This is a genomic window from Bradyrhizobium sp. HKCCYLRH3059, assembly GCF_051168035.1.
Taxonomy (GTDB): domain Bacteria; phylum Pseudomonadota; class Alphaproteobacteria; order Rhizobiales; family Xanthobacteraceae; genus Bradyrhizobium.
Genome location: NZ_JBNPUF010000001.1, coordinates 1404312 through 1417542 on the forward strand (window position 1 = coordinate 1404312; position 13231 = coordinate 1417542).

General features: G+C 65.4%; 14 protein-coding genes. 4 read left to right on the forward strand and 10 right to left on the reverse strand.

What is annotated here, in order from left to right:
• Positions 1-292: 292 nt before the first annotated feature.
• The 6 genes from fba to tkt all read right to left on the reverse strand — a co-directional run bounded on the left by fba (position 293) and on the right by tkt (position 6526).
• Positions 293-1360 carry a class II fructose-bisphosphate aldolase gene (gene fba / locus ACQR13_RS06410; RefSeq protein WP_315752609.1) on the reverse strand — a complete coding sequence of 356 codons (1068 nt, stop codon included), beginning with the start codon at positions 1358-1360 and terminating at the stop codon, positions 293-295.
• A gap of 196 nt (positions 1361-1556) precedes the next feature.
• Entirely contained in the window at positions 1557-1808 is a 252-nt protein-coding gene (locus ACQR13_RS06415) for a hypothetical protein (RefSeq protein WP_315752610.1), read from the reverse strand.
• A gap of 46 nt (positions 1809-1854) precedes the next feature.
• On the reverse strand, positions 1855-3045 hold the full coding sequence (locus ACQR13_RS06420) for a phosphoglycerate kinase (RefSeq protein WP_315752611.1): 1191 nt from the start codon (positions 3043-3045) through the stop codon (positions 1855-1857).
• Positions 3046-3071: 26 nt separating this feature from the next.
• Positions 3072-3215 (reverse strand): hypothetical protein, encoded by a 144-nt coding sequence (locus ACQR13_RS06425; RefSeq protein WP_315713910.1) that lies wholly within the window; start codon positions 3213-3215, stop codon positions 3072-3074.
• Between the two features lie 104 nt (positions 3216-3319).
• On the reverse strand, positions 3320-4327 hold the full coding sequence (gap, locus tag ACQR13_RS06430; RefSeq protein ID WP_316201447.1) for a type I glyceraldehyde-3-phosphate dehydrogenase: 1008 nt from the start codon (positions 4325-4327) through the stop codon (positions 3320-3322).
• A 213-nt stretch (positions 4328-4540) separates the two neighbouring features.
• The gene (gene tkt / locus ACQR13_RS06435; RefSeq protein WP_316201445.1) at positions 4541-6526 is read right to left on the reverse strand and encodes a transketolase; all 1986 of its coding nucleotides are present in this window, start codon (positions 6524-6526) and stop codon (positions 4541-4543) included.
• A 268-nt stretch (positions 6527-6794) separates the two neighbouring features.
• Here tkt and ACQR13_RS06440 point away from each other — a divergent pair, with 268 nt between their 5' ends.
• Positions 6795-7145 (forward strand): DUF4164 domain-containing protein, encoded by a 351-nt coding sequence (locus ACQR13_RS06440; protein WP_315713913.1) that lies wholly within the window; start codon positions 6795-6797, stop codon positions 7143-7145.
• Positions 7142-7525, forward strand: a complete 384-nt coding sequence (locus ACQR13_RS06445; protein ID WP_284423241.1) for a cell division protein ZapA — start codon at positions 7142-7144, stop codon at positions 7523-7525. Before ACQR13_RS06440 ends, ACQR13_RS06445 begins: the two co-directional genes overlap by 4 nt.
• A 138-nt stretch (positions 7526-7663) precedes the next feature.
• Here the strand turns inward: ACQR13_RS06445 and ACQR13_RS06450 are convergent, their stop codons facing one another.
• Both ACQR13_RS06450 and ACQR13_RS06455 read right to left on the reverse strand, forming a co-directional pair.
• Positions 7664-8050: an ester cyclase gene (locus ACQR13_RS06450; protein WP_315713914.1), complete on the reverse strand. Its 387-nt coding sequence runs from the start codon at positions 8048-8050 to the stop codon at positions 7664-7666.
• Between the two features lie 161 nt (positions 8051-8211).
• On the reverse strand, positions 8212-8415 hold the full coding sequence (locus ACQR13_RS06455) for a hypothetical protein (RefSeq protein WP_315713915.1): 204 nt from the start codon (positions 8413-8415) through the stop codon (positions 8212-8214).
• A 210-nt stretch (positions 8416-8625) separates the two neighbouring features.
• Between ACQR13_RS06455 and ACQR13_RS06460 the strand changes: the two genes are divergently transcribed.
• Complete coding sequence (locus ACQR13_RS06460; RefSeq protein WP_316193526.1) at positions 8626-9894, forward strand: serine hydrolase domain-containing protein; 1269 nt, start codon at positions 8626-8628, stop codon at positions 9892-9894.
• Positions 9895-9897: 3 nt separating this feature from the next.
• Entirely contained in the window at positions 9898-10539 is a 642-nt protein-coding gene (locus ACQR13_RS06465) for a glutathione S-transferase family protein (RefSeq protein WP_316193527.1), read from the forward strand.
• 318 nt (positions 10540-10857) lie between these two features.
• On the opposite strand, the gene ACQR13_RS06470 is transcribed toward ACQR13_RS06465, so the two are convergent.
• A complete protein-coding gene (locus ACQR13_RS06470) occupies positions 10858-12105 on the reverse strand; it encodes a TAXI family TRAP transporter solute-binding subunit (protein WP_315713918.1) in 1248 nt (415 codons plus the stop codon).
• A 116-nt stretch (positions 12106-12221) separates the two neighbouring features.
• On the reverse strand, positions 12222-12677 hold the full coding sequence (locus ACQR13_RS06475) for a DsrE family protein (RefSeq protein WP_315826031.1): 456 nt from the start codon (positions 12675-12677) through the stop codon (positions 12222-12224).
• Positions 12678-13231 lie beyond the last annotated feature (554 nt).

Below are 13231 nucleotides of genomic sequence, written 5' to 3' on the forward strand. Positions count from 1 at the left end.
CAGCGGCAGTCGGCTCCCCTCCCCGCACGGGTAGGGCGATCGCATTTGACGAAATTCGGCAATCGCGGCACGAACTGCCGCCAACGAGCTACTCCGTCATGCCCGGGCTTGTCCCCGGCATCCGCGTCGTTCCAAGGTCGCCGGACGACGTGGATGGCCGGGACAAGCCCGGCCATGACGAAGTGGAAAAAGGCGGGCGCAAGACGTAAAGCGCCAGATGCGATAGCCCTACCCGCAAGGGGGAGGGGAGCACACCGAGTTCAGGGCGAAGGTCGAACTACACGACGAACGCTCACGCGACCTTCGGGGCGAGCTCGCCGTTGGCGTAGCGCTTGGCCATCTCGGCCGTCGTCAGCACGCGCTTGATCTTCGAGGCCTGGCCGGCGGTGTTGAACTCCTGCAGGCGCTGCTTGCACAGCTTGGCCATCGCCTCCATCGCCGGCTTCAGGTACTTGCGCGGATCGAATTCCTCCGGGTGCTCCGACAGCACCTTGCGGATCTGGCCGGTCATCGCCATGCGGTTGTCGGTGTCGATGTTGATCTTGCGGACGCCGTTCTTGATGCCGCGCTGGATCTCGCTGACCGGCACGCCCCAGGTCGGCTTCATCTTGCCGCCATAGGTGTTGATGATCTCCTGCAGATCCTGCGGCACCGAGGACGAGCCGTGCATCACCAGATGCGTGTTCGGCAGCTTGCGGTGGATCTCCTCGATCACGTTCATGGCGAGGATGTCGCCGTCCGGCTTGCGCGTGAATTTGTAAGCACCGTGCGACGTTCCCATCGCGATCGCGAGCGCGTCGACCTGCGTCTCACGCACGAACTTCACGGCCTCGTCCGGATTGGTCAGCAGCTGGTCGTGCGACAGCTTGCCCTCGGCGCCGTGGCCGTCCTCCTTGTCGCCCATGCCGGTCTCGAGCGAGCCGAGCACGCCGAGCTCGCCCTCGACCGAGATGCCGCCGAGATGCGCCATGGTGGCGACCGTCTTGGTGACGCCGACATTGTAGTCCCAGTCAGCCGGGGTCTTGCCGTCGGCCTTCAGCGAGCCGTCCATCATCACCGAGGTGAAGCCGGACTGGATCGCGGTCATGCAGGTGTCGGGACCGTTGCCATGATCGAGATGCACGCACACCGGAATGTGCGGATAGATCTCGGTGACCGCGTCCATCATGTGCTTGAGCATGACGTCGTTGGCATAGGAGCGGGCGCCGCGCGAGGCCTGGATGATGACCGGCGCGTCGACCGCATTGGCCGCCTCCATGATCGCCAGCGCCTGCTCCATGTTGTTGATGTTGAACGCCGGGACGCCGTAGTCATTTTCCGCCGCGTGGTCGAGCAATTGACGCAACGTGATACGAGCCATGGCTGGAACTCCCTGAGATTAAGGATTGGACCGTGCGGCAGGATGCGCACGCGCCGAAACTGCTGCACCGTGCATAACGCGGTGGTGGGCGGATTCCAAGGGCAGTGGCGACGCAGCCTGGAGGAGGAGGCGGTCAGGATATGTCTAGGGTTAGCGCGTAGGGCCGGCGCGTTGCCGGTAGCTCAACGATGGGAGATCAGGTCTTCCTGGCTTCAAGAGCAGCGATGCGCTCCTCGACCTCGGTGACACGCTCGTCGAAGTCACTGGCGGCCGCGCGCATCATCACCAGCATGCCGGCAGAGTCCCGACGCTGCTTGCGGATCAAGGCTTCCATGCGCTCGTGCTCGGCTCGATTATCCAGCCTGAACTGTCCGACCTCTGTCCGGAGCGCAGCAATGCTCTCCTGGATCTTGATCAGGATCGAATGGTCTGTCGGAGTCTCGACCATGGATGGAACATAACAGAAACATCCATGGCCGACAACGTTCAAGAAATCAGATCTTCAGCACCTCGACGCCCGGCAGCGGCTTGCCTTCCATCCACTCCAGGAAAGCGCCGCCGGCGGTCGAGACATAGGTGAAGTCCGAGGCAACTCCGGCCTGGTTGAGCGCGGCGACGGTATCGCCACCGCCGGCCACCGAGACCAGCTTCTTGGCCTTGGTACGCTCGGCCGCGTGCTTGGCGGCGACCATCGTGCCGCGGTCGAACGGCGTCAGCTCGAAGGCGCCGAGCGGACCGTTCCACACCAGCGTCGCGGCGTCGTCGATCGCGGCATGGATGCGGGCGGTCGATTGCGGGCCGACGTCGAGGATCATGCTGTCCGGCGGGATGGCGTCGAGGCCATAGGCGAAGGACGGCGAGTTGGCCGCGAAGTGATACGAAACGGTGGCATCCACCGGCAGGATGATGGCGCAGTTCGAGGCCTCGGCCTTCTCCATGATCCTGAGCGCGGTGGCGGCGAGATCCTTCTCAGCCAGCGACTTGCCGATCTGCACGCCCTGGGCATGCAGGAAGGTGTTGGCCATGCCGCCGCCGATCACCAGCGCATCGACCTTGGTGACGAGGTTTTCCAACAGGTCGATCTTGGTCGAGACCTTGGCGCCGCCGACGATCGCGATGACCGGCTTGGCCGGCCGTCCCAGCGCCTTGTCGAGCGCGTCGAGCTCGGCCTGCATGGTGCGGCCGGCATAGGCCGGCAGCTTGTGGCCGAGGCCCTCGGTCGAGGCGTGGGCGCGGTGCGCGGCGGAGAAGGCGTCGTTGACCCAGATGTCACCGAGCTTGGCGAGCTCGGCGACGAACGCCGGATCGTTCTTCTCTTCCTCCTTGTGGAAGCGCGTGTTCTCCAGGCACAGCACGTCGCCGTCCTTCATCGCGGCGATGGCGGTCGCCGCCGGCTCGCCGACGCAATCGTCGGCAAAGGCGACAGGACGCTTGATCACCTGCGAGAGCGCAGTGGCGACCGGCTTCAGCGAGTCCTTGGCATCGCGCCCCTTCGGCCGGCCGAAATGCGCGAGCAGGATGACCTTGCCGCCCTTGGTCGCGATCTCATTGATGGTCGGCGCGACGCGCTCCAGGCGCGTCGCATCGCTGACGTGGCCATTCTCCATGGGCACGTTCAGGTCGACGCGCAGCAGCACGCGTTTGCCTTTGACGTCGACGTCGTCGAGGGTGCGGAATTGTTTCATTGAAGCCACCGTTGAACGAGGGACTATCAGGGCTGATTGTAGCCGTTGGTGTTTTCCGGCGGATCGCCTTCCTGCTTCGTCGTCACCCGCATGCCTTGGCGGAAACCATAGGCAATCAGGCCGATCAGCAGCAGCGCGCCGGGGATTCCAAGCCAGTTGGGAAGGGTCATCGCGCTTCCTCAGCCGTCGTTCCGGGGCGGTCCGCAGGACCGCACCCGGATCTCGAGATTCCGGGGGCCTCTCTGCAAGGCGCCCCGGAATGACTGGGCGAGAGTTAGAGCAGCTTGCCCATCGCGACGGCGGTGTCGGCCATGCGGTTGGAGAAGCCCCACTCGTTGTCGTACCAGGACATCACGCGCACGAGGTTGCCGTTCATGACCTTGGTCTGGTCCATGTGGAACGTCGAGGAGTGCGGATCGTGGTTGAAGTCGATCGAGACGTTCGGCGCGGTGGTGTAGCCGAGCACGCCCTTGAGCTCCTGCTCGGCGGCGCGCTTCATCGCCTCGTTGATTTCCTTCGGATCGGTGTTGCGCTTGGCGACGATCTTGAGATCCACCACCGAGACGTTCGGCGTCGGCACCCGGATCGCGACGCCGTCGAGCTTGCCCTTCAGCTCGGGCAGCACCAGGCCGATCGCCTTGGCCGCGCCGGTCGAGGTCGGGATCATCGACATCGCCGCCGCGCGGCCGCGATAGAGATCCTTGTGCATGGTGTCGAGCGTCGGCTGGTCGCCGGTGTAGGCGTGGATCGTGGTCATGAAGCCGGTCTCGATGCCGACCGTGTCGTTCAGCACCTTGGCGATCGGCGCCAGGCAGTTGGTGGTGCAGGAGCCGTTGGAGACGACGAGGTGATCCTTGGTCAGCGTCGTGTGATTGACGCCGTAGACGATGGTGGCGTCGGCGCCGTCGGCCGGGGCCGAGACCAGCACGCGCTTGGCGCCGGCGGTCAGATGCGCGGAGGCCTTGTCCTTGGAGGTGAAGATGCCGGTGCATTCCAGCGCGATGTCGACGCCAAGGTCCTTCCAGGGCAGCTTCGACGGATCACGCTCGGCGGTGACCTTGATCTTGCCGTGGCCGATATCGATCGTGTCGCCGTCGACGGTCACGGTATGGGGGAAGCGGCCGTGCACGCTGTCGAAGCGCAGCAGGTGGGCGTTGGTCTCGACCGGGCCGAGATCGTTGATGCCGACCACCACGATGTCCTTGCGACCCGATTCCGCGATGGCGCGCAGAACGTTGCGGCCGATGCGGCCAAACCCGTTGATCCCGACCCGGACTGCCATTTTCGTCTCCTTCAATGACGTTTCTCGTCCCTCGCAGCCGGCCCCTGGCAAGGGCTCTACGAGGGTTTGGACCTGTTGACGCCCGGTTCTGCCGGGCGCGAGCGGACGATATGGCCCTTTCGTAGTCCTTTTTTTGCGCTCGCTCAACCGTCGCGAATCATGTTCGCGCGGCGCTCCTGATTTGGTGAACCGCCGCGCAGGATCGAGTGGGCTTTACGCCAGCCGCTGTACGGCCGCCGCGACAGCCGCCTCGGCGGTGATGCCGAAATGCTTGTAGAGCTCCTTGGCCGGGCCGCTCTCGCCGAACGAATGCATGCCGATGAAGATGCCGTCCTGGCCGATCACCGCATCCCAGCCCCAGCGCACCGCGGCCTCGATGGCGATCTTGACCGGAGCGTTGCCGATGATCTTGGCCCTGGCCTCGGCCGGCTGCTCGAGCAGCAGCTCCAGCGACGGCACCGAGACGACGCGGGCTGGGATGCCACGCTCGGCGAGCTGCTTCTGCGCGGCCACGGCGATCTCGACCTCGGAGCCGGTCGCGAACAGCGACACCTTGGCCTCGCCTTGCGCGGCGACGAGCTCGTAGCCGCCGCGGCTGCACGGATTGTCCGTCGGCGCATTGGTGCGCAGCTGCGGCAGGTTCTGCCGCGTCAGCGCAAGCACGGTCGGGCCGTTGGTGCGGTTCAGCGCCAGCTCCCAGCATTCGGCGGTCTCGACCGCGTCGCACGGCCGGAACACGCGCATGTTCGGGATCGCGCGCAGCGCCGCCAGATGCTCGACCGGCTGGTGCGTCGGGCCGTCCTCGCCGAGGCCGATCGAATCATGCGTCAGCACATAGACGACGCCCGCGCCCATCAGCGCCGACAGCCTGATAGCACCGCGCGCGTAGTCCGAGAACACTAGGAAGGTGGCGCCGTTCGGCGCGAAGCCGCCATGCAGGAAGATGCCGTTCATGCAGGCGGCCATGCCGTGCTCACGGATGCCGTAGTGGATGAAGCGGCCCTTCGGCGTCTTGGCCGAGAACGAGACGGCCGACTTCGCCTTGTTGTTGTTGGAGCCGGTGAGGTCGGCGGAGCCGGCCACGAACTCGAACGGCATGGCGGCTGCGATCACCTCGATCGCGGCCTCCGACGATTTGCGGGTGGCGACGTTGAGCGGGGTCTCCAGCAGCGCCTTCTTGTGGTCCTTCAGCGCCTTCGCCAGCGCGGCGGGCCGCTCGTGGCGCAGCCGCCGTTCGAACTCGGCGCGCTTGCGCGGGCCCATCTCGCCGAGCCGGGTCTCCCACTCCGCCCGTGCGGTTGCGCCGCGGCGGCCGGCCTCGCGCCAGGCGGCGAGCACGTCGTCGGGCACGGAGAACGGCTCCTGCGAAATGCCGAGCTTCTCCTTGGCGCCCTTCAATTCCTCCGCGCCGAGCGCCTCGCCATGCACCTTGGAGGTGCCGGCCTTGGTCGGCGCGCCGTAGCCGATGGTGGTCTTGCAGGCGATCAGCGACGGCTTCGACGACTTCTGCGCCCGCGCGATCGCGGCCGCAATCGCCTCGGGATCATGGCCGTCGATCAGCTCGGCGGCCCAGCCGCACGCCTTGAAGCGCTTCACCTGGTCGACCGAGTCGGCGATCGACAGCGGGCCGTCGATCGAGATCCCGTTGTCGTCCCACAGCACGATCAGCTTGTTGAGCTTCCAGTGCCCGGCCATCGCGATCGCTTCCTGGGAGATGCCCTCCATCAGGTCGCCGTCCGAGGCCAGCACATAGGTGTGGTGGTCGACGATCTTCTTGCCGTATTCCGCCTGCAGCATCTTCTCGGCCAGCGCCATGCCGACCGCGGTGGAGATGCCCTGGCCGAGCGGGCCGGTGGTGGTCTCGATGCCCTTGGTGCGGAAATTCTCCGGATGGCCGGGGGTGAGCGAACCGACCTGGCGGAAGCGCTTGATCTGGTCGAGCGTCATCTCCTCGTTGCCGGTCAGATACAGCAGCGCATAGAGCAGCATCGAGCCGTGGCCGGCCGACAGCACGAAGCGGTCGCGGTCCGGCCAGGCGGGCGCTGCGGCATCGTATTTCAGCACGCGGGTGAACAGCACTGTGGCGACGTCCGCCGCGCCCATCGGCAGGCCGGGATGGCCCGATTTGGCCTTCTCGACGGCGTCCATTGCGAGCCCGCGGATGGCGTTGGCCATGCGGGAGTGATCGACCTGCGTCATGCTGGAATCCGTCCAAACGTGAAATGCTGATGACAGGAGCGCCGCCGGTATTGCTGGCGGGCCGGGATTTTGCGGGCTGATTAGCACCTCGGTTCCGGGAATCAAAGGTTCTGCAACGCCGGGAACCTCCCAAAAGTTGCTTAGTAGTGCATAGTTTCGGCCGAGCGTTGCGCTTGGCTCGCCCACCACGTAAGATTTTGCCCGTAACCGCTTGCCGGACAGCGCTTTTGTCGCATCCCGCTTGCTCCGAGGGCCTCGCATCCGTGCCATGAACGATCACCCTGCCAATCTTACCGGCCAGGTGGAACCCGGCGCCGCCGATCTCGAGGCGGCGACGCGGCGACTGATGACGGCCCTCGACGCGCTGGAGAGCGCGGTCGAGCGGCGGCGCGAGGCGGATCGTGACGAGGACGAGCTGGCGACGCGCATCCAGGCGCTCGGCGCCGACCGCTCGCGTCTCGCCGACGAGCTCGACGGCTCCCTGATGAAGACGCGCCGGCTCGAGCGCACCAACCGCGAGATCGCCGAACGCCTGGACACCGCGATCGGCACCATCCGCGCGGTGCTCGCTGGCGGCGACGGGCAGGACGCCGCGCATGATGATGAGGACGAGGAATGAGCCACATCAACGTCACCATCAACGGCCGTCAATATCGCATGGCCTGCGAGGAGGGCCAGGAGCTGCGGCTGCTGAAGCTCGCGGAGAGTCTCGAGACGCGCATCACCAATCTGCGCGGCAAGTTCGGCGAGATCGGCGACGCCCGACTCACCGTGATGGCGGCGCTCACCGTGTGCGATGAGCTGATCGATGCCAATCAGCGCGTCCAGGTGCTGGAGCAGGAGCTCGAAGGCCTGCGCAACGTCCGCAACCAGGCCAGCGACCGCGCCCGTGCCACGCAGGTCGCGGTGGCGAAGGCGCTGAACGCCGCCGCCGAGCGCATCGAGCGCACCACACAGGTGCTGAACCGCACCATCGGCGGTGGTGTGGCGATCGGGTGAGACGATTCAAGCCCTCGCGACAACGTATCATCGTGTTGTGGGTCTCTCCATCAGCGATTGTCTGACCTGCCGCCTCATCCAAGGTGTCGTCCCGGCCTTGAGCCCATTGGGGCGGCTGGTGCCGCCACGCGTTCGCATTCACAGCTGCGCCTCGATTGCGGCCTTGTCGATGACCGACCACACCTCCACGATCTTGCGCTCGCGGAATTCGTAGAACACGTTCTCGGTGAAGGCGACGCGCTGGCCGTCGATGGCGAGCCCGAGAAATTCGCCGGATGGCGTGCAGTCGAAGTACAGCCGGCTCGCGACGCGGGGCGGGTCTGATAGCAGCAGGCCGATGTTGAAACGGAGATCGGGAATGTCGGCGAAGTTTCCGATCAGCATGTCGCGATAGCCGGAGAGTCCGAGCTGCCGGCCGTTGTGAACGACGTGCTCGTGCACGAAATCGCCGAGCTGCGGCCAAGCCTGCGCATTCAGGCACACGATATAGCCGCGATAGTGATTGGCGAGCTCGGGTCCGGTCATGGCGCGGCTGTTTGGACGAACGCGTTGCATCGAACAACACGGGGCCGGCATGGCGGTTCCCAGCCCGTAGCCTCAATGAAGGTCAGCGATATCCGAGACCATCTCGGTGCCCGCGCTTTCCCGGGCGTCGCTTCGCTCATGCGGGCTACATGGCCCTCGCGTCAAAGACCCTCCAACAGCGTCGCGATCGTCTCCAGCGGGTAGGCCGCCGCCAGGCTACCGACGCCCAGGCCGATGACGCCGAGGACAATGGCGCCGATCCAGCCATGATAGTGAAAGCCGACGGCTGCGCCGACGAAGGCTCCGGTCGCAAGCGTACAAATGGCCCAGAGCGTGTGAAGGATGAGTCCGATTGTCCTCAGCATGCGTGATCTCGCGTGTCAGCGGTCTCACCCGTCCCCTCCGATTGGTCGCGCGGATACGCCGTTGTGCGGCAGCGAAGCCGATCACGTCATCGCGATGCGATCGTGTTGCGACCGCTTGTCGTTCCTCCCTGTGTCCTCTACTCATTGTCCAGGCGGAGCCATTGAATCCCGTGGCGACAAACGGGATCGCCCGCGCATCAGGGAGTGCCCATGAAGACGCTGCTCAAGGCGGCCGTAGCCACAGCCTTCACCATGATCATCACGCAGCTCGCGGCCGCGCCGCTGCCGGAAGCCAAGCCCGACGAGGTCGGCTTCTCGCCGGCGGGTCTCGCACGCATGGATGATTTCTTCGCTCGCGAGATCGCCGCCAAGCGCGTGCCCGGCGCCGTCGTGGCGATCGCGCGTGACGGCAAGCTCGTGCATTACAAGGCCTACGGCCAGCTCGATCCGGTCAAGGGCACGCCGATGCCGCTCGACGCGATCTTCGCCCTGGCCTCGATGACCAAGCCGATGACTGCGGTCGGCGGGCTGATGCTGATGGAGCAGGGGCGGCTGCCGCTGCAGGCCAGGCTCGCCGACTACTATCCGGCATTCGCCGACATGAAGGTCGGCGTCACCCAGGAGAACGGAGCGCTGCTGCTGGTGCCGCAGGCCCGCCCCATCCTGATCCATGATCTCTACCGCCACACCTCGGGCCTGATGTATGGCGGCCGGCCGGACAGCTCGAGCGCGGTGGCGCGGCTCTATCCCGACGGCACCGCGCCTGCGATCGAAGGCGACACCCAGGCGTTCATCGAGCGCATCACCAAGCTGCCGCTGGCGCATCAGCCCGGCACGCAGTTCGAATACGGCTTCTCCATCGACGTGCTCGGCGCCGTGATCGAGAAGGTCAGCGAGCAGCGGCTCGGGGAATATCTGTCGGCCAATCTCTGGAAGCCGCTCGGCATGGCCGATGCGACGTTCGCGCCGACCGACGCACAGCGCCCGCGGCTGGCGCATCCGTTTCCGAACAATCCGCTGACCGGCAAGCCGCAGGCGATCAAGCTGCTGGACACGCCGACCAAGTCGGACTGCGGCGGCGTCTGCTCGTTCGCCACCATCGGCGACTACGTCCGCTTCGGCCAGATGCTGCTCAATGGCGGCGAGCTCGACGGCGCGCGCATCCTGAGTCCGAAGACGGTGCACCACATGACCTCCAACCATCTCGGGCCCGAGATCAAGAACACCGTCGCCAATGTGGAGCCGCATCGCGCCGGCTTCAGCTTCGGGCTCGGCGTCGCCGTGCGCGTCAGCGAGGGCCTGTCGGCGGTGCCCGGCAATCCCGGTGAGTTCAGCTGGAACGGCGCCTATGGCACGCAGTTCTTCTGCGATCCCAGGGAGCGTCTCGTCGTCGTGGTCGGCACGGCGGCGCCCGGGGACTTGCGCAAATATTATCGCGAGCAGGTGCAGGACATCGTCTATGGCGCGATGGTGAAATAGCGCATGCTCACGGTTCATCACCTCGGCAAGTCGCAGTCCGAACGTATCGTCTGGCTCTGCGAGGAGCTGGAAATTCCGTACGAACTGAAATGCTACACGCGCGACGCCCGGACGATGCTGGCGCCGCCCGAGTACAAGGCGCTGCATCCGATCGGCGCGGCGCCCGTGATCACCGATGGCGATCTCGTGCTCGCCGAATCCGGCGCGATCGTCGACTACGTTACCGCGACCTACGGCCAAGACCGCTTGCGGCCTGGGCCTGATGATCCCAGCTTCGCGCCGTTCCTCTACTGGCTTCATTTCGCCAACGGTACGTTGCAGGCGGCGATGGGCCGACTGATGATCCTCAACCGGCTGCATCTGCCCGACGACAATCCGGTTCTCGGCGCCATCAGGGCGAGGCTCGACCGTGCCTTCGCGCTGGTCGAGGCGCGTTGCGGCGAGGTGGATTATCTCGCGGGAAACGCGCTCACCACCGCCGACATCATGACCGTGTTCTCGCTTACCACCATGCGCTACTTCCTGCCCTACGATCTCGGACCCTTCCCCAACATCCGCGCCTATCTCGCCCGCATCGCTGCGCGCCCGGCCTATCAGCGCGCGATGGCCAAGGGGGATCCGGGGATGGCGTTGTTGTTGAGCTGATCGTCGCGGGTCGGAAGATCGCTTTGGCGGCTTGCTCGGTGTACCTCGCCCCGCTTGCGGGGAGAGGTCGGATTGCATCGTCAGATGCAATCCGGGTGAGGGAGTACAGGTCTCACGACGTGCACTCCCCGTGCGTCGGCCCCTCACCCCAACCCTCTCCCCGCGAGAACAGGGAGAGAGAGCTGACTGCCCGAGCCGCCATATCTCGTCTCACTATTTTTCAGCGTCTCGCAACACGCCAGCGTTAGGGCGAGAATGCAAATGAACTTATGGTCGACAGCCCACCACCTCGCCCGCTGTCATCAGCCCATCGCCTGCTCACTTCTGCCGCTTGCGGCTCCAGTCCAGGAAGGAGCGATACAGCTCCTCCTTCTCCGCCTTCGAGGTCGGCGCCTTGGCCTGCGATTCGAGAAAGGCATCGAAGCGCTCCTGCTGCGAGAGACTGCCGGCCGCGGCGGGCGGCAGGCCGACATTGGCCTCCTTCTTCATCCGCTCCAGCACGGCGTCGACATACGGATAGCGCTGCCAGCCCGGCACCTGGGCCTCGAGATTGAGATCCTTCCAGCCCGGATGGAACGGCGGCTGCTGCAGCCGCGCGAGGTTGGTGAACAGCGTGTCGACGAAGCGGTTGACGCGGTCGGCGCGGTCGCTGCCGGGCTTCCAGTTGTAGACGGCCAGCACCGACGGCACGGCGATGGTTTCCACGGCGGTGTCGGGTGCGACCAGCCCTGGATAGGTGTCGGCCTTGATGCTGGTCGGATAGTAGAAGTCCGAGAATTGCTGCGTGTACGGCACCGGCACGAAGTGGAATCCAGGATCCGCCTTCTTGCCGCTGAACAGTTCGCCGGGCTTGGAGGCGACATATACCATCGCGGCGATCTCGCCCTTGTGCAGCTTCTCCAGTGCGACGGGGCCACCGACCGCGACCGGCTCGATGTCGATGCCGAGGCGCCGGAAGATCAGTGGGCCGGTGTGGGCGGCGGCCACGCCCGCCGTGCCCACCGCGACCTTCTGGCCCTTCAGGTCCTGCAGCGACTTGAACTCCTCGCGCGCATAGATGTGCACGTCGGAGATGAAGAAGCGCAGCACGTAGCGGATGCGGTCGTTGATGTTGGAAAGGCCTGCCTGCCTGGCATAGAAGTCGAATGCATCGGCATAGGTGATCGCGACGTCGACACCGCGCAGATAGAGCAGGTCGGCGATGTTCGAGGTGGTGCCGCGCGTCACCATCGGGATCAGGCGCATGTTGTCGCCGTCGTCCATGGTCCGCGCCATCTCGCTGGCGAAGCGCACGAAGCCACCGTCGGGCAGGCCCGCGGCCAGGCCGACGGTCCATTGGTTCATGCGCGTCTTGATGGCGGCTTCGTCCGAGGCGCTCCGTGGCTCGGGCGCGCGGGTCTCGGAGACCCGAGGCTCGACGGCCCGCCGTTCCGACGCGCGCGCAGGCTTGATCGAGAGCGGAGCGGCGGACTGCCCTTGCGCAAGCACCGCGCCGACGGGGGTGAGCAAGGCAGCCGAAAGCGTTGCCAGCGCCAGCAGCGCCGGCCGGGCGAGTACTCTGTGCATGTGACTAGTCCCCGATCGCGTCTGCTCGCCATCCCCCGAGCAGACTGATGACACAGCTCAATCCAAGGTCGTATCTCAATGAGCCCTAAAGCTGGCAGTTTTGGGGCAGAAACTACCTAAGGTTTCAGGTAGCTCCAGCCGCTCTCCTGCAGTTCCATCAGCCTGACGGCGCCCGATGGCACCAGGCTCGCTTCGGTGACGATCGCAATCGGATGTCCTTCGCGTTTCTCCATGCCGCGCTTGGTGATGTTGCAGGCGGAGAACTTGATCTTGGCGGGAAAGCTGAGCTCGGCGATCTGCTTGAGCCGGTCCTTCACCGGCGAGGTATCCTCGCGCAGCATGTTCAGCCCGGGTCCATAGGTGACGAGTTCGATCTCGACCTCCTCGCCCTTCTCCTTGAACGTCTCCATGATGTTGGTGGCGTTGTTCAGCGCGAGATTCATGATCGCCGGATCGTTCTGATCGACCTGGATCGAGACGCGATGAATCTTGACGTCGGCGGCGAGGCTCGCAGCAGCCGACGCGATCAGTAGCGCGCAGGCGGCCGTGACGGTTTTGAGATCGAAGCGCATGCCAGGACTCCAATGTACGATACAGGGCATTGGGATGTAGGCATGATCTGCCACAACCTCAGCTCCAAGTCGATGAGCCTGAATCGTGGCAAGACTATGCGCTGCCGACGCGGCGCTGCCGCGGGAGCGCCGTCATCACCACGGCGTCATTGCGAGCGCAGTGGCGAGGCGAAGCAATCCAGGCTGCATCTGCGGAGAGATCCTGAATTGCCTCGGCGCAAGGGCGCGCGAGGCCGGGACGACGGCGGAATGTTGAGCTGGCGGCACGGGAGCAGATGCACGTCGTAAACTGCACGACGGGCAAACCGCGCATGTCGATCATGCGTAAACTGCCCGTCGCGTTACGATGTCGCAGGCCGCATGGCTTGCCGTGTCGGGCAAATCAGGCGGATGCTTCCGCTCGTCCTGCTGCCGCATGAGGGGCGTGTCGCGACCGTCACGAGGCGTTGGCAGTGGGATGCGATGGGCGTGGATTGCCGCAGCGTGAGTTGATCGCGCGGACGAACGGCGATGCACGTACGGTCAAGTCGCGTGGTCCTGACACCCCGATGCTG

What these genes read in the sequence shown, in the direction of transcription:
- fba (WP_315752609.1), bottom strand. Translation starts at nt 1,360, where the DNA reads ATGGCTCGTATCACGTTGCGTCAATTGCTCGACCACGCGGCGGAAAAT.
- ACQR13_RS06415 (WP_315752610.1), bottom strand. Translation starts at nt 1,808, where the DNA reads ATGGTCGAGACTCCGACAGACCATTCGATCCTGATCAAGATCCAGGAG.
- ACQR13_RS06420 (WP_315752611.1), bottom strand. Translation starts at nt 3,045, where the DNA reads ATGAAACAATTCCGCACCCTCGACGACGTCGACGTCAAAGGCAAACGC.
- ACQR13_RS06425 (WP_315713910.1), bottom strand. Translation starts at nt 3,215, where the DNA reads ATGACCCTTCCCAACTGGCTTGGAATCCCCGGCGCGCTGCTGCTGATC.
- gap (WP_316201447.1), bottom strand. Translation starts at nt 4,327, where the DNA reads ATGGCAGTCCGGGTCGGGATCAACGGGTTTGGCCGCATCGGCCGCAAC.
- tkt (WP_316201445.1), bottom strand. Translation starts at nt 6,526, where the DNA reads ATGACGCAGGTCGATCACTCCCGCATGGCCAACGCCATCCGCGGGCTC.
- ACQR13_RS06440 (WP_315713913.1), top strand. Translation starts at nt 6,795, where the DNA reads ATGAACGATCACCCTGCCAATCTTACCGGCCAGGTGGAACCCGGCGCC.
- ACQR13_RS06445 (WP_284423241.1), top strand. Translation starts at nt 7,142, where the DNA reads ATGAGCCACATCAACGTCACCATCAACGGCCGTCAATATCGCATGGCC.
- ACQR13_RS06450 (WP_315713914.1), bottom strand. Translation starts at nt 8,050, where the DNA reads ATGACCGGACCCGAGCTCGCCAATCACTATCGCGGCTATATCGTGTGC.
- ACQR13_RS06455 (WP_315713915.1), bottom strand. Translation starts at nt 8,415, where the DNA reads ATGCTGAGGACAATCGGACTCATCCTTCACACGCTCTGGGCCATTTGT.
- ACQR13_RS06460 (WP_316193526.1), top strand. Translation starts at nt 8,626, where the DNA reads ATGAAGACGCTGCTCAAGGCGGCCGTAGCCACAGCCTTCACCATGATC.
- ACQR13_RS06465 (WP_316193527.1), top strand. Translation starts at nt 9,898, where the DNA reads ATGCTCACGGTTCATCACCTCGGCAAGTCGCAGTCCGAACGTATCGTC.
- ACQR13_RS06470 (WP_315713918.1), bottom strand. Translation starts at nt 12,105, where the DNA reads ATGCACAGAGTACTCGCCCGGCCGGCGCTGCTGGCGCTGGCAACGCTT.
- ACQR13_RS06475 (WP_315826031.1), bottom strand. Translation starts at nt 12,677, where the DNA reads ATGCGCTTCGATCTCAAAACCGTCACGGCCGCCTGCGCGCTACTGATC.